This is a genomic window from Nostoc parmelioides FACHB-3921, assembly GCF_014696625.1.
Lineage (GTDB): Bacteria > Cyanobacteriota > Cyanobacteriia > Cyanobacteriales > Nostocaceae > Trichormus > Trichormus parmelioides.
On the sequence record NZ_JACJQL010000011.1, the window covers coordinates 34,749 to 51,834 of the forward strand.

14 protein-coding genes are annotated in these 17,086 nt (G+C 42.2%); 8 read left to right on the forward strand and 6 right to left on the reverse strand.

What is annotated here, in order from left to right:
* Nucleotides 1-120: 120 nt before the first annotated feature.
* Entirely contained in the window at nucleotides 121-1,419 is a 1,299-nt protein-coding gene (locus tag H6G14_RS09905; protein ID WP_190567282.1) for a type IV pilus twitching motility protein PilT, read from the reverse strand.
* A gap of 704 nt (nucleotides 1,420-2,123) precedes the next feature.
* Here H6G14_RS09905 and H6G14_RS09910 point away from each other — a divergent pair.
* Nucleotides 2,124-2,498, forward strand: a complete 375-nt coding sequence (locus H6G14_RS09910; protein ID WP_190567283.1) for a hypothetical protein — start codon at nucleotides 2,124-2,126, stop codon at nucleotides 2,496-2,498.
* A gap of 173 nt (nucleotides 2,499-2,671) precedes the next feature.
* Nucleotides 2,672-4,840 carry a DEAD/DEAH box helicase gene (locus H6G14_RS09915; protein WP_190567284.1) on the forward strand — a complete coding sequence of 723 codons (2,169 nt, stop codon included), beginning with the start codon at nucleotides 2,672-2,674 and terminating at the stop codon, nucleotides 4,838-4,840.
* A gap of 77 nt (nucleotides 4,841-4,917) precedes the next feature.
* On the opposite strand, the gene H6G14_RS09920 is transcribed toward H6G14_RS09915, so the two are convergent.
* The 4 genes from H6G14_RS09920 to ntrB form a co-directional block, all read right to left on the reverse strand.
* Complete coding sequence (locus tag H6G14_RS09920) at nucleotides 4,918-5,502, reverse strand: pentapeptide repeat-containing protein (RefSeq protein WP_199326113.1); 585 nt, start codon at nucleotides 5,500-5,502, stop codon at nucleotides 4,918-4,920.
* A gap of 32 nt (nucleotides 5,503-5,534) precedes the next feature.
* Entirely contained in the window at nucleotides 5,535-6,818 is a 1,284-nt protein-coding gene (locus H6G14_RS09925) for a CmpA/NrtA family ABC transporter substrate-binding protein (RefSeq protein ID WP_190567285.1), read from the reverse strand.
* Between the two features lie 207 nt (nucleotides 6,819-7,025).
* Nucleotides 7,026-7,817, reverse strand: coding sequence for an ABC transporter ATP-binding protein (locus H6G14_RS09930; protein ID WP_190567286.1), 792 nt, complete (start codon nucleotides 7,815-7,817; stop codon nucleotides 7,026-7,028).
* 52 nt (nucleotides 7,818-7,869) lie between these two features.
* Nucleotides 7,870-8,691 (reverse strand): nitrate ABC transporter permease, encoded by an 822-nt coding sequence (ntrB, locus tag H6G14_RS09935; RefSeq protein WP_190567287.1) that lies wholly within the window; start codon nucleotides 8,689-8,691, stop codon nucleotides 7,870-7,872.
* A 113-nt stretch (nucleotides 8,692-8,804) separates the two neighbouring features.
* On the opposite strand from ntrB, the gene H6G14_RS09940 reads away from it, so the two are divergent.
* From H6G14_RS09940 to crcB, 4 genes are all read left to right on the forward strand, one after another.
* Complete coding sequence (locus H6G14_RS09940; RefSeq protein WP_190567288.1) at nucleotides 8,805-9,689, forward strand: SDR family oxidoreductase; 885 nt, start codon at nucleotides 8,805-8,807, stop codon at nucleotides 9,687-9,689.
* A gap of 918 nt (nucleotides 9,690-10,607) precedes the next feature.
* A complete protein-coding gene (locus H6G14_RS09950; RefSeq protein WP_190567289.1) occupies nucleotides 10,608-11,957 on the forward strand; it encodes a histidine phosphatase family protein in 1,350 nt (449 codons plus the stop codon).
* Nucleotides 11,958-12,006: 49 nt separating this feature from the next.
* Nucleotides 12,007-13,314 (forward strand): dihydroorotase, encoded by a 1,308-nt coding sequence (locus H6G14_RS09955; protein WP_190567290.1) that lies wholly within the window; start codon nucleotides 12,007-12,009, stop codon nucleotides 13,312-13,314.
* A gap of 2 nt (nucleotides 13,315-13,316) precedes the next feature.
* Nucleotides 13,317-13,790, forward strand: a complete 474-nt coding sequence (gene crcB / locus H6G14_RS09960) for a fluoride efflux transporter CrcB (RefSeq protein ID WP_190567291.1) — start codon at nucleotides 13,317-13,319, stop codon at nucleotides 13,788-13,790.
* Between the two features lie 117 nt (nucleotides 13,791-13,907).
* Here the strand turns inward: crcB and H6G14_RS09965 are convergent, their stop codons facing one another.
* Nucleotides 13,908-14,813, reverse strand: a complete 906-nt coding sequence (locus tag H6G14_RS09965; RefSeq protein WP_190567292.1) for a CoB--CoM heterodisulfide reductase iron-sulfur subunit B family protein — start codon at nucleotides 14,811-14,813, stop codon at nucleotides 13,908-13,910.
* Nucleotides 14,814-15,251: 438 nt separating this feature from the next.
* Between H6G14_RS09965 and acpP the strand changes: the two genes are divergently transcribed.
* Both acpP and fabF read left to right on the forward strand, forming a co-directional pair.
* Nucleotides 15,252-15,506: an acyl carrier protein gene (gene acpP / locus H6G14_RS09970; protein ID WP_190567293.1), complete on the forward strand. Its 255-nt coding sequence runs from the start codon at nucleotides 15,252-15,254 to the stop codon at nucleotides 15,504-15,506.
* A gap of 240 nt (nucleotides 15,507-15,746) precedes the next feature.
* Nucleotides 15,747-16,997 (forward strand): beta-ketoacyl-ACP synthase II, encoded by a 1,251-nt coding sequence (gene fabF / locus H6G14_RS09975; protein WP_190567294.1) that lies wholly within the window; start codon nucleotides 15,747-15,749, stop codon nucleotides 16,995-16,997.
* The last annotated feature ends 89 nt before the right edge of the window (nucleotides 16,998-17,086 follow it).

The following is a 17,086-nucleotide window of genomic DNA, read 5'->3' on the forward strand; positions in this document are numbered from 1 at the left end:
CAAATGTCATAGATTTCTCATCAAGGCTGTCAATAGTCCAAAGTCAAAAACCTCAACTAATGACTAATGACATTGAGTTTACCAGTTGCGTAAGTCTTCGCCCTCTACCTTTTACCGTATCTACACTCTTCCTCGCAGGAACTGAGCCATTTCGTTAGGAGTTGGTGACATTTCCAACGCAGTTTCTTCAGTGATGCGGCCTTCTTGATAGAGATTGAGCAAAGACTGATTCATCGTCACCATCCCATCAAAACTAGCTTGCTTCATCAGTTCGCTAATTTCATCATATTTACCATCCTTAATCCATTCCTTGATAGCTTCAGTGTTGATCAAAATATCGTGGAAAGCTGCCCGTTTACCATCAGTTGTCCGACACAACCCTTGAGCAATCACCGCTACCAAAGACTCTGCTATGGCTATTCGCATAGCATCCTGTTCTTCACCTGAATATAAATTGAGAATCCGTTCAATAGTTTTTACTGCACTATTGGTGTGTAGGGTTCCCATTACCAAGTGACCAGTTTGAGCCGCTTTCAGTGCTGTATTGACAGTTTCTTTATCCCGCATTTCCCCCACCAGAATCAAATCTGGATCTTCCCGCAAAGCCGCTTTTAAAGCATTATCAAATTTACGGGTGTGCATTCCCACTTCCCGTTGCTTAATCAAGGACTTGCGGCTTTGGTGAACAAATTCCACAGGGTCTTCAATAGTAATAATGTGCTTAGGCATTTCTCGATTGATGTAATCAATCATTGCCGCCATTGTTGTAGATTTACCAGAACCAGTCGGGCCTGTCACCAAAATTAAACCTTTGTGAGTGTGACAAACATCCCGAAATACCGGTGGTAATCTCAACTGGTCAATAGAGAGTATCTTCAATGGAATCAACCGCAAAACCATCGAATAGCCTTTGAGAGAATCAAAGACATTAATCCGTACACGGGCAAATTCGTACTGAGTTGCACCATCAAATTCCAAATGCTCTTGGAAGCGTTGAATTTCTGGCTCAGTCATAATTTCCCGCAACCAACTCATAAAAGTCGCTTTATCGGTTTCGGGATATTCGGTCGGGTTAATTTCACCTCGGTTGCGATAGCGGGGAACTTCACCGACACCCAAGTGAATATCCGAATAGCCATTATCAAAAGCTTCTCTAATAATCTGTGCCAAAGTTAAAGGCGAATCATTCGCTGGGGTTGAAATTGGTGGTGGTGTCCCAGGACGATGAGCCGCACTAGGTGGTGGAGGCGGCGAAGGTTGATTTGCACTCCTATTAACTGATGATAAATCCAAGGTTTGTGTATGTTGGCGTTGGGTAATTAACGATGGTGGTGGCGGTGGTAATGGTGGCGGTGGTACAGGCGGTATATTACGTGAAGCAACAGGATGGGAATTTGATGGGGACTGGGATTCCGTCATATATCTTTATGATTTTGTAGTTATCAACTAGAAACAGCAAAAAACTCTCGACAAGGTTCTTATAGCTTTGGAAAGCGGCATTACAGATACCTGATTGCTAAAAACCCGTAAATAACACTTCGTTACAAAGCCATTTATAATTTGTATTTTTTATAACCATAAAATAAAAACAGAAATTCTACACTACATCTATATAAACTGGTTTAACCTAAGAATTTCCATAACAACATCAGCGAATACGCTTACAGTCATTAGTGTTTTTTAAGACAAATAGGGTTTGATAAATAGTTTAATCAACGTAAATGAGAAAGCTACGGCTGAGTTAGCCATAACTTACTAGCAATTCACAGCAAAATCATCTGTAGATAATTTGTCTAGCACCACAAAAGAATTATGAGAGACAAATCGATTTTGCATAAGAAATGTTAAGCAAAATCTAAGTCAAGAGTTTGTAGTGGACTTTTTCAGTCATGGCTTTTGTGTTCTACTCCTCAAGACAGATACTGAAAACTAGATTAATCCTGAAATGTAAATCCGGCTTTACATTCATCATTGAAAAAAATTAATTGTAAAGTTTAATAAATAAATGCTCATTTTCTCAGATGGGTTTTATATACTGAAACTTCATTAAAGTAATCAGTTTATTTCATCAAATCGAAATATTACTGAATACCAAACTCACTGTGTATTTAGGAGGAAAAGTCATGGTTTCGGCTCAGAGCTCTAATCTCGGTAAGACCTACTCCTTGTTGGTTGTCAAAAGCTTTTTGATATGGACTTTTACGCTGGCAGTGTGCTTGTTGGTTGTGGGTTTTCCATTAGTGGTTTTGATGGCTACGGTCGGATGTCTGTTGTCAATTGTGTTGCAATCTGTAATGCCTGTCAGTGCGGTTTTATTCGTAGCAGGTAGCTTAATTATGTTTAATGTAATGGCAGTTTTGATTGCTGCTGGTGTGTTGACATTTAAAGGTGTACATCCCACAGACATTAAATGGTTAAGCTGGTTGCACGGAGAAGAAGAACAAATGGAAAGCACAATCTATGCTTCCTGCCCTCTTACTTGTGACATCAAAATTTAAGTTTCTCACCACAAATTCGACAAACAGTACATCTGCCCGGTCAAGCCGGGTTTTTTCATGTCTATATTTGGGATTGGAGACAACAGACGCGATGAATATTTCGGACAGACGCGATAAATCGCGTCTCTAACAACTGACAATTGTACAGACGCGATTTATCGCGTCTCCAACTAATGACTAATGCCTTCAACAGACTTGCGCCTTTTATTCAAGAATATATTTATCATCATCAATGGACTGAATTAAGACCAGTTCAAACGGCAGCTTGTGAGGTGGTATTTGACACCGATGCCCATTTATTAATTGCCGCCGCCACAGCTGCGGGGAAAACAGAGGCGGCTTTTTTACCAGTTTTAACTCTGTTGTACAACAATCCCGCCAGCACCATAGGCGCACTATACATAGGCCCTATCAAAGCTTTAATTAATGACCAATTTGCACGCCTCAATGATTTATTAAGATTAGCGGACATCCCGGTTTACCATTGGCATGGTGATGTGGCGCAAAGTCGCAAAAATAAACTTTTACAAAATCCCCAAGGGATTCTCCAAATTACACCAGAATCTTTAGAAAGTTTATTAGTCAATAAACATAAAGAAATATTACGTTTATTTGGCGATTTAAGATTTGTAATTATCGATGAAATTCATGCCTTTATGGGTTCGGAACGCGGTTGTCAAATTATTTGTCAATTGCAGCGTTTGGCCAATTTAACCAAAACTCAACCCCGCCGCATTGGTTTATCAGCAACTTTAGGTGATTATTCAATGGCGGAAGATTGGCTGCGTTTGGGAACTGATAAACAAGTAATTACACCAAAAGTAGAAGCAGGAAAACGCCAGATTAAATTAGCGTTAGAACACTTTTATATAGCGCATGATGTAGATGAAGCAGAAGCCACAGCCTATGAACAATATATTTTTAATCTGAGTCAATCTCGCAAATGTTTAATTTTCGCAAACAATCGTACACAAACTGAATCAATAATTGCTTCTTTGCGACAAATTGCCAGTCAACAAGCACAGCCAGATATATATCATGTACATCATGGGAGTATATCTGCTAGCTTACGACAAGTAGCAGAAAATGCTATGCGCAAACCCCATAATCCGGCGGTGACTGCGGCTACTCTGACTTTAGAGTTAGGTATAGATATAGGTCATTTGGAACGAGTGATTCAATTAGAATCGCCCCTTTCTGTAGCGAGTTTTTTACAACGTTTGGGGCGTGCGGGTAGAAGGGGTGAGGCTGCTGATATGCGCTTTATTTGTGCTGAGGATGAAATTTTAGCAGAAGCACCTTTACCAGAGCAAATTCCTTGGCAACTGTTACAGTGTATAGCGATTATTCAACTTTATTTAGAAGAACGTTGGATTGAACCTATTAAGCCAATTAAATATCCTTTGAGTTTGTTATATCACCAAACAATGAGTATTTTAGTTGCAGTGGGGGAAATTTCCCCTGCTGCTTTAGCTAAACAGGTTTTAAGTTTGCCCCCATTTGCGGCTATTTCTCAGGAAGATTTTAAGTTACTGTTGCGTTATTTAATTGATATTGGTCATATTCAACATACTGAACAAAATAAATTAATTCTGGGTTTAGCAGGGGAAAGAATAGTTGGTAAGTTTCAATTTTATGCTGTGTTTGCAGAGAATAAAGAATATACCGTTAAACAAGGTACAAAGGAAATTGGTAGTATCGCTACACCGCCAGTTGTTGGTAAACAGTTTGCTTTAGCAGGGGTAACATGGGAAGTTACAGAAATTGACTTTAAAAAAAGAGTAGTTATAGTTAAGCAAGTGGAAGGTAAGGCTACAAGTTATTGGCGTGGCGGTAGTGGTACGATTCACACGAAGGTTTTGCAACGGATGCGCCGTGTGTTATTAGAAGATATAGAATATAGCTATTTGCAAAAAAATGCCCTCCAACGTTTACGAAAAGTTCGGGAATTGGTAAAAGAAGTTGGATTGGATAAGCAGCATATTTTGCAGTTAGAAAAAGGTAGATGTTGTATCTTTCCTTGGATGGGTACTGTGGCTTATCGCACTTTGGAAAGGTTACTGAATAATTTTTGTCGAGAATCTTTGGAAATTAGTAGTATTGGTGGGGTCAATCCCTATTATTTGACAATTAAGTTAGGTAAGGGAAAATTTAAATATCTTCAGCCAGAGATTGTCTCTTTGTGTGAGCAAAGAATTATGAGCGAAGATTTGATAAGTTCGGCAGAAGCACCAGAGATGCGAAAGTATGATGAGTTTATTCCTCATCCACTGTTGCGAAAAGCTTTTGCTTATGACTATTTGGATATGGATGAAATGAGAAGGGTAATTGGTAATTGGTAATTTGTGGAGTTGCTAGCTCCCCGACTTCTTCAAGAAGTCGGGGAACTGACCGAAAATCATTGCTATGAACTTATAAGTTAGGGACAGAATAATGTATCGCGGGTTTCTCTTCCTGTGGTGGGATTAGTGCCTTTGGCAACTTTACATAATTTTTTCTGCTCGTCTGGACGTAAGAGTACGTCGGTGAAGTCTGCACCGTCAATGATTGCTCCATCGAATTTGGTGCTGGCGGCGAAGGCTCCTTCGAGTATTGCATTTGTTAAGTTGGCTTTGATGAGACGAGCTGAGTCTAAGGTGGCGTTTGTGAGGTTGCTTCCTTCTAAATTAGCTGACTCTAAGTTAGCGGCGAAGAAGCTAACACCAGTTAAATTAGATTTACTAAAGTTACTCTGGCGCAAGTTAGCTTTGGTAAAACTAGAGTCTGTTAAATCTCGTCCTGAAAAATCTGCTTCCACTAAAATTTCTTTGTTGTACTCCAGTGCAAAAGCTGGGGGTGTGCAACCGACAATTGTGATTATGCCAAATAGTCCCCAAAGTAATAAGCTAAGTATGCTGAGGCTGAGTTGTTGAAATTGTTTCTGGTCTAGACCGAGTAGAGTTGTGGTTAAGTCGGCTAGGTAATACGATATACGATCGCTTAATTTACTTAATTTCGATTTCATGATACTTTTACCCAATGGCGAACCCTCCTTCATCACATTATCCTGATCTTGGGCGCATTGAGATAAGCTTGGGGATTTTCCGGATTAAATTCTAAGCCATTAAAGAATTTCTCTACCCCCCGTGATGTACTGGCGGGAATCGCTGACTGTTGACCGATGAACTTAGCAGCTTCTCGCCACAAATCTTCACGATTGACGGCATCAATTAGGGGTTTGGTGTCAAAATCGGGGGAACGATAACCCCAGCGCATATCTTCAATGAGAAACCATAAATCATGGCTTTTGAAAGGATAGGAAGCATTTTCCCGCCAGTATTTGATGCCATGGGGGCTATTTTCCACTATCCGCCCATTACCATAATCAAACTTACCTAAGAGGCGATCGCGTGTCAAGTCACTTTTCACGCCAATCCATTGCCGTTGTGACACTATTTGGAACAGTTCCTCTTTATTTTCTGGCTTATCACACCAGATTTGCGCCTCTAAAAATGCCGCCAGCATAGCTTTTGCCGCCTTCGGATATTTATCAACCCACTCAGCCCGTACTCCTAAAGCTTTCTCTGGGTGATTAGGCCACAACTCCCCAGTTGTCACAGTTGAGTAACCAAGCCCTTGTTTAATTAATCGGTGATGCCAAGGGTCAACTACACAGAATGCTTCCATACTACCACTACGCATACTTGCAACCATCTGTGGAGGGGCAATGACAATTACTGATAAATCACGGTCTGGGTCTATTCCACCATAAGCTAACCACCAACGCATAAAAAAATCACCTGTTACCCGGCGATAAGGCACTGCACAACGCACAGTTTCCCCAGTTTTCGTTTTTTGGGCAAAGGCTGATTTTAAGGGAGAACTATCTATACTCAGGTTTAAATTTTTGTAGCTATTAGCAACTGATATCCCTTGTCCGTTCACATTCATTCTGGCCAAGATATACATGGGGATTTTTCGCCCATAGCTAATTTCCCCAGTAGCCATGAGGTACACCATCGGAAACAGCAAATGCCCACCATCTAACCCCTCATCGGCTGCACCTAACATGAGTTTGTCGCGCATGACTGCCCAGGAAGGTTGTTTGACAACATTAATATCGGGCATTCCATGTTTAGCAAAAAAGCCTTTGGCTTTGGCAATAATTAAAGGACAGCAGCTAGTAACAGGTAAAAATCCTAGTGTGGCTGTGGTTACTTCTGGGGTGTCACTATAGCCAGCATAAACACCAGAATTTAACTGAGTTTTGGCAATAGTGGCATGAGTCAGTGCAGCTGCACCGACAGTTGTGATAAATTGTCGCCTGTTAAACTTTGGCATATTAACTCTGAGGGAATTTAAATGATAATTTTTCAACTCAAAGGTACGCAGAGTTTTGCTAAAGTTAGTTCACAAGAAATGAAGTATCTATAAATAGGGCTTACGCACGAAAACACAAGATTAAGGGTTTAGATAAGGGTATGGGGGTATGAATACTTGAAACCCTTACACCCGGTCTCAACAGAAAGTCTGGGTACGTAAGTCCTACTATACTTGTAAGCGTTTAGCTTGTTCTTGACCTTGTAAAAATTGCATTAATTGTTGGCGTAGGTGATGATATTCGGGACTATCTCTAATTTCTAGAGAACGGGGATGTTCAAAGGGGATATCCAAGATTTGACCGATGGTTGCGGCTGGGCCATTTTTCAACATCACTACTTGATCTGAGAGTAATAATGCTTCATCTACATCATGCGTCACCATGATGGTTGTGATGTGGTAAATGTCACAGATACGCATTAATTCTACTTGCAAGGAACCACGGGTGAGGGCATCTAATGCGCCAAATGGTTCGTCGAGTAAGAGTAACTTGGGTTGTACAGCCAAAGCACGGGCTAAGGCCACACGTTGTTTCATCCCTCCCGATAGTTGCGCTGGTTTTTTCTGGGCTGCGTCTTTTAAACCAACCATCTCTAGGTGAGAGGCGATAATCTCACGGCGTTCATTTTTGGATTTCCGAGGCATGGCTTTATCGACGAACAAAGCCACATTTTCCCAAGCGGTGAGCCAGGGTAATAAGGAATAATTCTGGAATACTACCATGCGATCGCGGAATGGTCTTTTTACTATTTGACCATCGACTTGTATCTGTCCTTGAGTCGGTTTTTCTAAACCAGCTACGATATTTAAAAGGGTCGATTTACCACAACCAGAATGCCCAATCAAAGATACAAAATTTCCCTGCTGAATTTCTAAGTTGATATCTTTGAGAACAATATTCTTATTACCATCCTGAACAAATTCCTTTTTTATATCTTTGATGTTTACAAAACTAGACATAGTATTTACTTTTAATTACTAGAAAAAGTGCTGACTAATACCCGTTTATAACTTACTCTTGAGGAGTCACTTTTTCGGAAATATAGGACATGATTTTGTCTAACACCAAACCCACAGCACCCAAATAAACAATTGCCAAAATCATTTCATGAATATTCGCATTGTTGTAAGCATCCACAATGAAAAAGCCAATTCCATCATCAGATAGCAACATTTCGGCGGCGACAACTGCTAACCACGATAGACCAATGGCAATTCTCAACCCGGTAAATATATAGGGTAAAGTTGCGGGTAAAAGGATTTTGTAAAAATTTTCTAACGGTGATAAACCCAACAACTTAGAAACATTTCTATAATCTTTGGGGACAAGCTTGACACCTAATGCGGTATTCAAAATAATCGGCCAAATAGCAGTGATACAAATTACAAAAATAGCTGAGGGATTAGGTTTGAGAAATACCGCTTGTGCTAATGGTAGCCAAGCCAAAGGAGCAACAGGACGCAGTAATTGTATGAGTGGGTCGATGGCTTTTCTACAAAAGCTATTTAAGCTAATAATGAACCCGATGGGAATACCTATTAATGTAGCCAGCAAGTAACCAACAACTACTCGCTTGAGACTAGCGAGAATTAGCCAGAAAAAACCTTTATTATTACCACCTTTATAAAAAAACGGGTCTTTAATCAAATCCCAAGTATTGTTGATAACTGCAAGCGGCGACGGCAAAGATGTATCAGGACGCAAGCTTAAAAAATGCCAGGATATCAAAAAAATACAAATGCCAAATATAGAAGGAAATACCTGCATTAGCCTTTGGTAAGATACTATTGCTATTCGCTGGATAAAATTTTTATACCTAGCTTGTGAGTACATTTATTTATAGCCTCAAGAAGTAATGATTCAGTAATTAAAAATATTCAAGTTGTTGAAACCATTAAGAGTATAATTTTTGCGTCCATCATCTCAATATACGTACTAGATTCGATATGAAGAAGCTTTTAATTACTGGTGCTAGCGGTTTTTTAGGATGGCACCTTTGCCAAGTAGCCCAACAAGAATGGGAAGTTTATGGAACTTATTATTCTCATGCTTTATATATTCCCGGTATAAAATTACTCAATGTCAATTTAACAGATTTTTTAGAACTTAAACAAATATTTAATGAAATTAAACCAGATGCAGTCATACATACAGCTGCACAATCACAACCAAATTTTTGTCAAATCCATCCTGATGAATCATACGCAATTAACGTCACTGCCTCTTGTAATCTTGCCGAACTTTGTGCAGAATCTTCTATCCCTTATGCGTTTACATCCAGCGAACTAGTTTTTGATGGCGTAAATTCTCCTTATAAAGAAACTGACACCGTATGTCCTGTAAATATTTATGGTGAGCAAAAAGTCTTGGCTGAAGTGGGTATATTAGAACGTTATCCCATAGCAACAGTGTGTCGAATGCCTTTGATGTTTGGTAATGCTACACCTACAGCTAAAAGCTTTATTCAGCCATTTATTCAAACCTTACAATCTGGTAAAGAATTAAATTTATTTATAGATGAGTTTCGTACTCCTGTCAGTGGTAAAACGGCAGCTAAAGGAATTTTATTAGCATTAGGAAAAGTTAAAGGACTAATTCATTTAGGAGGCAAAGAACGGATTTCCCGTTATGATTTTGGACATATATTAGCCGCAGTCTTTCAATTACCAACATCAGGAATTAAAGCCTGTCTTCAACAAGATGTAAAGATGGCAGCACCCAGACCAGCAGATGTTTCCTTAGATAGTTCTCAGGCGTTTGCCTTAGGTTATCAACCTCTATCCATCAAGTCAGAATTAGAGGCATTGCTCAAGAAGGTAGGGGGCGACTAGTGATACCAATTCAAAATTCAAAATTCAAAATTAAGAAACCTATATTTTGCAAAGGTTTCTGGGTTCGGATTTGTATCAGAATTTTAGTGAAATGGTATGAGATATGTGGTTGTTCTTTGATTCAGAATGCTAGGGTAGGCGATCGCCTTTACATCCATTCATTGATTTTTCTCGAAAATATGAAGCAATCCTTAAAATTACTAGGTAATCACTTGAAATAACATACCATCCGGTTTATTTGACGAAAATATTACTTTTCTCAATGTTAGTTTTGATGCAAATCTTTGTTTGTCAAATCTAACTGATAGCAGAAGTTAGAAAGGTAATTTTTTGAAAAAATAGCTACGAGCAATAACCAAGAATGGGGAACAAACTAATGAAAGCTAGAATTATTGCTGTTTTGGCGATCGCCCTATCTATTGCCAGCTTAGAAAGCCCGGTTCGCGCCCAGACCCCAGCAACGCCAAATTCCAAATACCCAAGACTATAAGTTAACTGGTGACTCTCTAGAAGGGATTGGTAATAGATCAGCACAGGATGACTTCTCACAATTCTTTAACACCAGTATTCCCACTAATGGTAAAAAAGATAATCAGAACGTTACTGGATGGAGGTCGAATCGATCAACCTCATTAGATACTCCAGTTTTATTACAGCCAGCACAAGAGTCAGTTAGTGGTAATGATGGAGTGCAGGTACAGTTAGATTTAGGAAATCAGTGAAAAATTGTTAGTTGTCAACAGTTAGTAGTCAATAGTTAGTAGTCAATAGTCAATAGCAATTCTCTCTTACACCCCTACACCTCTACACCCTTGTACCCCTAAACCCTTAATTAAATTGCCAAAAACCAATCTAAAGAATAATTCTGCAAGCAGTTTGCAGTAAAATTAGTCCTTTAGATAGAGGAGGGCAAGACGGATGACTCGTGTCATTATTGTGCGTCACGGCCAAAGTACTTATAATATCGAACGGCGCATTCAAGGACGTGCTGACGTATCAAGATTAACGGATCGAGGTCGTAGTGATGCTAGTAAGGTAGGCAAAGCCCTCACTAACATTTCCTTTAATGCAATTTACAGCAGCCCGCTCCAGAGAGCAAAACAAACAGCAGAGATTATTCATGGTGAACTAGCAAATGAGGCAGTTCAGTCTGCTGATGTGCAGATTTCTGAATTGTTAAGAGAAATAGACTTGCCTTTGTGGGAAAAACTGCTGACATCCGAGGTCAAGGAAAAGTTTCCCGAAGATTACCGCATTTGGCACGAAAACCCCCAGGAACTACAAATGTTAGTGAACGACAATGGGGTGACAAGAGAACATTTTCCAGTTCCATCTTTATACGAACAGGCACGGCAGTTTTGGCAAGAAATTTTGCCCAATCATCGCGGTGAAACCATTCTCATCGTTGGACACAACGGCATTAATCGCGCCCTCATCAGCACAGCCTTGGGCATTCACCCCAGCCGTTACCACTCCATACAGCAATCTAACTGTGGAATCAGTGTATTAAATTTTGCTGGGGGGCTGGGTGACCCAGTGCAACTAGAGTCGATGAATCAAACCCAACACACAGGCGAGACTCTACCTTCTTTGCGTCCTGGTCATCAGGGAGTGAGATTGTTATTGGTGCGTCACGGCGAAACTGAATGGAATCGCCAAACTAGGTTTCAGGGGCAAATTGACGTTCCCCTCAACGATAACGGTAGGCAACAAGCGCAAAAAGCCGGGGTGTTTCTGCAAAATGTAGCAATTGACTTTGCTGTAAGTAGTTCTATGCTGCGTCCCAAAGAAACAGCCGAGATTATCTTGCGCCACCATCCAAGTATCAATTTGGAGTTGCAAGACGGTTTAAGAGAAATCAGTCACGGACTTTGGGAAGGAAAACTAGAAGCCGAAATAGAAGAGGAATTTCCTGGTGAATTAGAGCGTTGGCGGACTATACCAGGCCAGGTACAAATGCCGGAAGGTGAGAATTTACAGCAAGTGTGGGAACGTAGCACGGAAGCCTGGCAAAATATTGTGCAAACAGCCTTAGATAATCAACGCCAAACAGGGTTAATCGTGGCTCACGATGCCACAAATAAAACCTTACTGTGTCATATTCTCGGTTTACCCACAGACAATTTCTGGAATTTTCGCCAAGGTAATGGTGCTGTTAGTGTAATTGATTACCCCTCTGGATTAAATGGTGTACCAGTACTGCAAGCCATGAATATTACTACTCATTTGGGTGGTGTATTAGATAAAACCGCAGCTGGAGCATTATAGGCAAAATATAGATCACAATAGACAAGCAGTCCCAGCACTGATAGGTTACATGACAACTGAACTTCTGCAACAAGTAAGGGTAATCGACCCGGTTTCGGGTATTGACAATATCACAGATGTGTTAATTGCTGATGGTGTAATTCAAGCCATTGCCCCAAATATTCCTAATACTAGTCCTGATACTCAAATTAGAGATTGTCGAGGATTAGTTCTTGGCCCTGGTTTAGTGGATTTATACAGCCACTCTGGAGAACCAGGATTTGAAGAACGGGAAACGCTGGCATCTTTCTTACAAGCGGCGGCGGCTGGTGGTTTTACCAAAGTCAGTATTTTACCCGATACATCTCCGGCTATTGATAACCCCGCACTGGTGGCACAGTTGCAGAAGAGGAGGCAGGGGGCAGGGGGCAGGGAGCAGGGAAGCAATTCTGCACCCCTGCACCCCTGCACCCCTGCACCCCTACTCCATCTTTGGGGTGCTATGACTCTGGATGTGGCTGGGAAGCAGATGACAGAATTGGCTGATTTAGCGGCGGCGGGGGTGGTTGGTTTTACTGATGGGTTGCCTTTAGACAATTTGAGCCTGGTGAGGCGCTTGCTGGAATATGTTCAACCATTGGGGAAACCTGTAGCATTTTGGCCGTGCGATCGCCAACTCTCGGCTAATGGAGTGATGCGGGAAGGTGCAGATGCCCTCCGCTTTGGTTTACCTCCCATACCAGCCAGTGCAGAAACAACAGCGATCGCATCCTTATTAGAGTTGGTTGCCGCTACTGGTAATACTCAAGTACACATTATGCGGGTTTCCACCGCCCGTAGTGTAGAACTAATTGCCGCCGCCAAAGCCAAGGGTTTACCCATCACCGCCAGCACCACTTGGCTACATTTGTTACTAGACACCAAAGCAGTTAAAGGTTATAATACCAGCCTGCATTTAGACCCGCCTTTAGGTAATGCTAGTGATGTCAAAGCCTTGCGTCAAGGAGTGCGTACAGGGGTAATAGATGCGATCGCCATTGATCATGCGCCATACACCTACGAAGAAAAAGTCCAAGCCTTCGCCGAAGCGCCACCAGGGGCGATCGGTTTCGAGTTAGCATTACCCCTACTTTGGCAAAATTTGGTAGAAACTGGAGAATTGACAGCGTTAGAATTGTGGCAAGCCTTGAGTACTCGTCCAGCCCAATGTATTCAACAAAAAGTGAGTGCTTTTGCCCCCCATCACCAAGCAGAACTAACTTTATTTGACCCTCACAAAACCTGGAAAGTTGAGAAGAACAATCTGCACACACTTTCTAGTAACACATCTTGGTTAGGGCAAGAATTACGAGGTCGAGTCATACAAACCTGGGTGTAAGGATGGGATTTGAATTCAAGACTTTGATTGAGCAGAGTATCCGATTGTTAACTGTTGTACCCAGATGGATACCAGAAATTTTGCAACAACCGACAATTCGTCATCCCATCGCTGTAAGTTTAGGTGCGATCGCCGGCGCACTCAGTCGCTATTATCTCAGTTTGTGGTTTGCCCAACGCTTCGGCATTAGTTTTCCCTACGGCACATTATTTATTAACATTACCGGCTGTTTAGCTATGGGTTTCTTTTATGCCCTAGCTTTAGAACGAGTATCCCTAATTTCTCCCGAAATCCGACTACTTGTAGCAGTTGGCTTTCTCGGTGCATACACCACATTTTCTACTTATGCCTTAGACACATTTACTCTTTTGGGAACTCGTAATTTAGCAGCCGCAGCATTTTACTGGGTTGGGAGTGCCATCTTCGGAGTCATCAGCATCCAGATAGGTATAATTCTTGGTAGATTATGCCAGTAGTCAGTGGTATTTTCTTTAACAACTGACAACTGTACGGGCGGGTTTACAGATATCCTCACTCTTGAACGATGATCTTCATAAATCCGCCCCTACTGACAACTGACACCCACAGCGCAATTAAAAACCTAATTTCTCTAACACTGGCTTTGTCGAAACAATGTGGCGGTCTAATCCTAATTCTTCGGGACTAACGCCTAGTGCCAAAGCAATTAACTGTGGTAGGTGTAGTACTGGTAAACCCAGTTTCCGACCGATAACTTTTTCCACCTCTGGCTGACGAGAATCTAAATTGAGATGACATAAAGGACAAGGGGTAACTAAACAATCAGCCCCTGCGGTTAAAGCATCTTGAATGTGCATCCCCGCCATCTTAAAAGATTCGGTGGTGGCATAACTAGCCAGAGGCCAACCACAACATTGTGTCCGTCCACGATAATAAATTGGCTCTGCCCCCACAGATTGAAAAACATTTTCCATTGCTTGTGGGTTGTAAGGATCATCGTAAGGCATCAACTTTTGGGCGCGGAGTAGATAACAGCCATAAAAAGCCGCACACTTCAAACCGGATAGCTTACGGGTCACACGTTTGGTAATTTCCTCTAAACCGTAGTCTGTGACTAAAGCATAAAGCAGGTGTTTCACGTCGGTAGTACCCTGATAAGGTGAACAACCTTCTTTGTGTAATAGACCATTCACCTGTTCTAGATAAGCAGGGTTACTTGTCTGAGATTCTTGCAAACGCTCATTAACATGACCAATCACACCCTGACAAGTACTGCAATGAGTTAGCAAAGGTAGATTTAATTCTTCTGCTAAGGCAATATTGCGAGCATTGACTGTATCTTCTAGCAGTTGAGAGTCTTCCTTAAATGTGCCAGAACCACAGCAGGCAGCTTTTTTCAATTCAATTAATTGAATACCTAAAGCTTGGGTAAGAGCTTGAGTAGACTGATACAGCTCCCGACAAGCACCTTGGGCAACACAACCAGGAAAGTAAGCATATTTTAGTGTCTGAGATAGCATAAAAGTAGGTTTATATTAGGGCAACTGCCCCGATGATAACTTTTCTATCAGCCCTCACAGGCCATACTTAAGAGGAATGGTAATTTTTTTTGGACATTTGCCAAAAATTTAGTAAAAATTGGTAAGCAACAGCATTTAAAGAACTTAGGCGTGATGACCGATTCTCGGTCAAAACCCAAAGCACAACGTCTTATCTGGACTAGTAAAAAAATCGCTCATAGCACGAGCTTATATCAATAGAGCTAAGTAGCAAGAAAAAGGGGCTGGGTCAAAACCCTGACTCAGCACTTAGAACTAGAAACTCAGCACTGCTCCCACCCTATTCTATATTTGGAACTGGGACGCTATGCGGACGATCGCGCTTTCCGATAAGATGTATATGCTCAAAATGTTGCCCACAAAGCGCGGACAATAGCAACTGGTTAAGGACGTTTATCTATGAGCCAATCAGAAATTTTTGAAAAAGTCAAAAGCATTGTTGTCGAACAACTAAGCGTGGAAGACCCTGAAATAGTAACTCCACAAGCTAGTTTTGCCAACGATTTACAGGCTGACTCCCTCGATACAGTAGAACTAGTAATGGCTTTGGAAGAAGAGTTTGACATCGAAATTCCCGATGAAGCCGCAGAGAAAATCACCACCGTCCAAGAAGCGGTGGATTACATCAGTAACCAAGTTGCCGCATCAGCTTAAGCAGCTATTGGGGATTGGGCATTGGGCATTGGGGACTGGGGACTGGGCATTGGGGACTGGGGACTGGGCATTGGGGACTGGGGACTGGGTATTGGGAAGTCAAGATTTCTTTCTCCTTCCTCTGCCCCCTGCCCCCTGCCTCCTGCTCCCTGCCCCCCTGCCTTCTGCCCCCTGCCTCTTCCTCATCCCTAGTCTTTAGTCCCTAATTTTTGCAGCTTTCTCGCCACCTTTAACTGAGTCATGACAGATTATAATCGTAAACGCGTTGTTGTCACGGGTGTTGGCGCGATTACACCTATTGGTAACACAGCCTCTGAATATTGGGAAGGATTGTTAAGCGGACGCAATGGCATTGACTACATCACCCACTTTGATGCGTCTAGCCATGATTGTCGGATTGCTGGTGAAGTGAAAAACTTCGACCCCCATGAGTACTTGGAGCGCAAAGAAGCCAAGCGCATGGATCGGTTTTCCCAATTTGCAGTTGCAGCAGCCAAACAAGCACTTGTGGATTCCCAGTTAGTCATTAATGAACTGAACGCCGAACAGGTGGGGGTTATTATTGGTTCTGGGGTAGGCGGACTCAAGGTTATGGAAGACCAGCAAACCATCTATCTCAACCGTGGCCCTGATCGCTGTAGTCCGTTCATGATTCCCATGATGATCGCCAACATGGCGGCTGGACTGACGGCAATTCACACTGGTGCCAAAGGGCCAAATAACTGTACCGTCACTGCTTGCGCCGCAGGCTCTAATGCGATCGGCGATGCTTTCCGCCTAGTTCAAAGCGGTTATGCCCAAGCCATGATTTGCGGTGGGGCTGAGGCAGCAATTACACCCTTAGGTGTGGCTGGGTTTGCTGCTGCACGGGCGTTATCAACTCGTAATGATGACCCGGCTCATGCTTGCCGTCCCTTTGACCGCGATCGCGATGGATTTGTCATGGGTGAAGGTGCGGGAGTTCTGATTCTGGAAGAGCTGCAACACGCCATAAGTCGCGGCGCTCGCATTTATGCCGAAATCGTTGGTTATGGTATGACCTGTGATGCCTACCACATGACATCCCCAGTTCCTGGCGGCGAAGGAGCCTCCAGAGCCATCCAACTGGCACTCAAAGACGCAAACATCACCCCAGAACAAGTTAGCTACATTAATGCTCACGGTACCAGCACCTCAGCAAACGATACCACTGAAACCGCAGCGATTAAACGAGCGCTAGGAGACCATGCTTATAAAATAGCAGTCAGCTCCACCAAATCGATGACAGGTCATCTTTTGGGAGGTTCTGGAGGTATTGAAGCTGTAGCCACAGTGTTGGCAACTGCTCATGACCAAATTCCACCTACAATTAATATTGAAAACCTTGACCCAGATTGTGACTTAGATTACGTGCCTGACTCTAGTCGCGCTCACAAAGTCCAGGTGGCATTGTCTAATTCTTTTGGATTTGGTGGTCATAATGTCACATTAGCTTTCAAAAAGTACGTGTGAAGAAGGCAGGGAGCAGGGGGAGACAATTCTTACTTAGTACTCACTGCTCACTACTCAGCACAACCCGCTTACCACTTGTCGGCTCTCCT

Coding starts and splice junctions, on each gene's coding strand:
- H6G14_RS09965 (WP_190567292.1), bottom strand. CDS start 14,813: ATGCTATCTCAGACACTAAAATATGCTTACTTTCCTGGTTGTGTTGCC.
- H6G14_RS09950 (WP_190567289.1), top strand. CDS start 10,608: ATGACTCGTGTCATTATTGTGCGTCACGGCCAAAGTACTTATAATATC.
- H6G14_RS09920 (WP_199326113.1), bottom strand. CDS start 5,502: ATGAAATCGAAATTAAGTAAATTAAGCGATCGTATATCGTATTACCTA.
- acpP (WP_190567293.1), top strand. CDS start 15,252: ATGAGCCAATCAGAAATTTTTGAAAAAGTCAAAAGCATTGTTGTCGAA.
- H6G14_RS09925 (WP_190567285.1), bottom strand. CDS start 6,818: ATGCCAAAGTTTAACAGGCGACAATTTATCACAACTGTCGGTGCAGCT.
- H6G14_RS09930 (WP_190567286.1), bottom strand. CDS start 7,817: ATGTCTAGTTTTGTAAACATCAAAGATATAAAAAAGGAATTTGTTCAG.
- fabF (WP_190567294.1), top strand. CDS start 15,747: ATGACAGATTATAATCGTAAACGCGTTGTTGTCACGGGTGTTGGCGCG.
- H6G14_RS09940 (WP_190567288.1), top strand. CDS start 8,805: ATGAAGAAGCTTTTAATTACTGGTGCTAGCGGTTTTTTAGGATGGCAC.
- H6G14_RS09955 (WP_190567290.1), top strand. CDS start 12,007: ATGACAACTGAACTTCTGCAACAAGTAAGGGTAATCGACCCGGTTTCG.
- H6G14_RS09910 (WP_190567283.1), top strand. CDS start 2,124: ATGGTTTCGGCTCAGAGCTCTAATCTCGGTAAGACCTACTCCTTGTTG.
- H6G14_RS09915 (WP_190567284.1), top strand. CDS start 2,672: ATGACTAATGCCTTCAACAGACTTGCGCCTTTTATTCAAGAATATATT.
- crcB (WP_190567291.1), top strand. CDS start 13,317: ATGGGATTTGAATTCAAGACTTTGATTGAGCAGAGTATCCGATTGTTA.
- H6G14_RS09905 (WP_190567282.1), bottom strand. CDS start 1,419: ATGACGGAATCCCAGTCCCCATCAAATTCCCATCCTGTTGCTTCACGT.
- ntrB (WP_190567287.1), bottom strand. CDS start 8,691: ATGTACTCACAAGCTAGGTATAAAAATTTTATCCAGCGAATAGCAATA.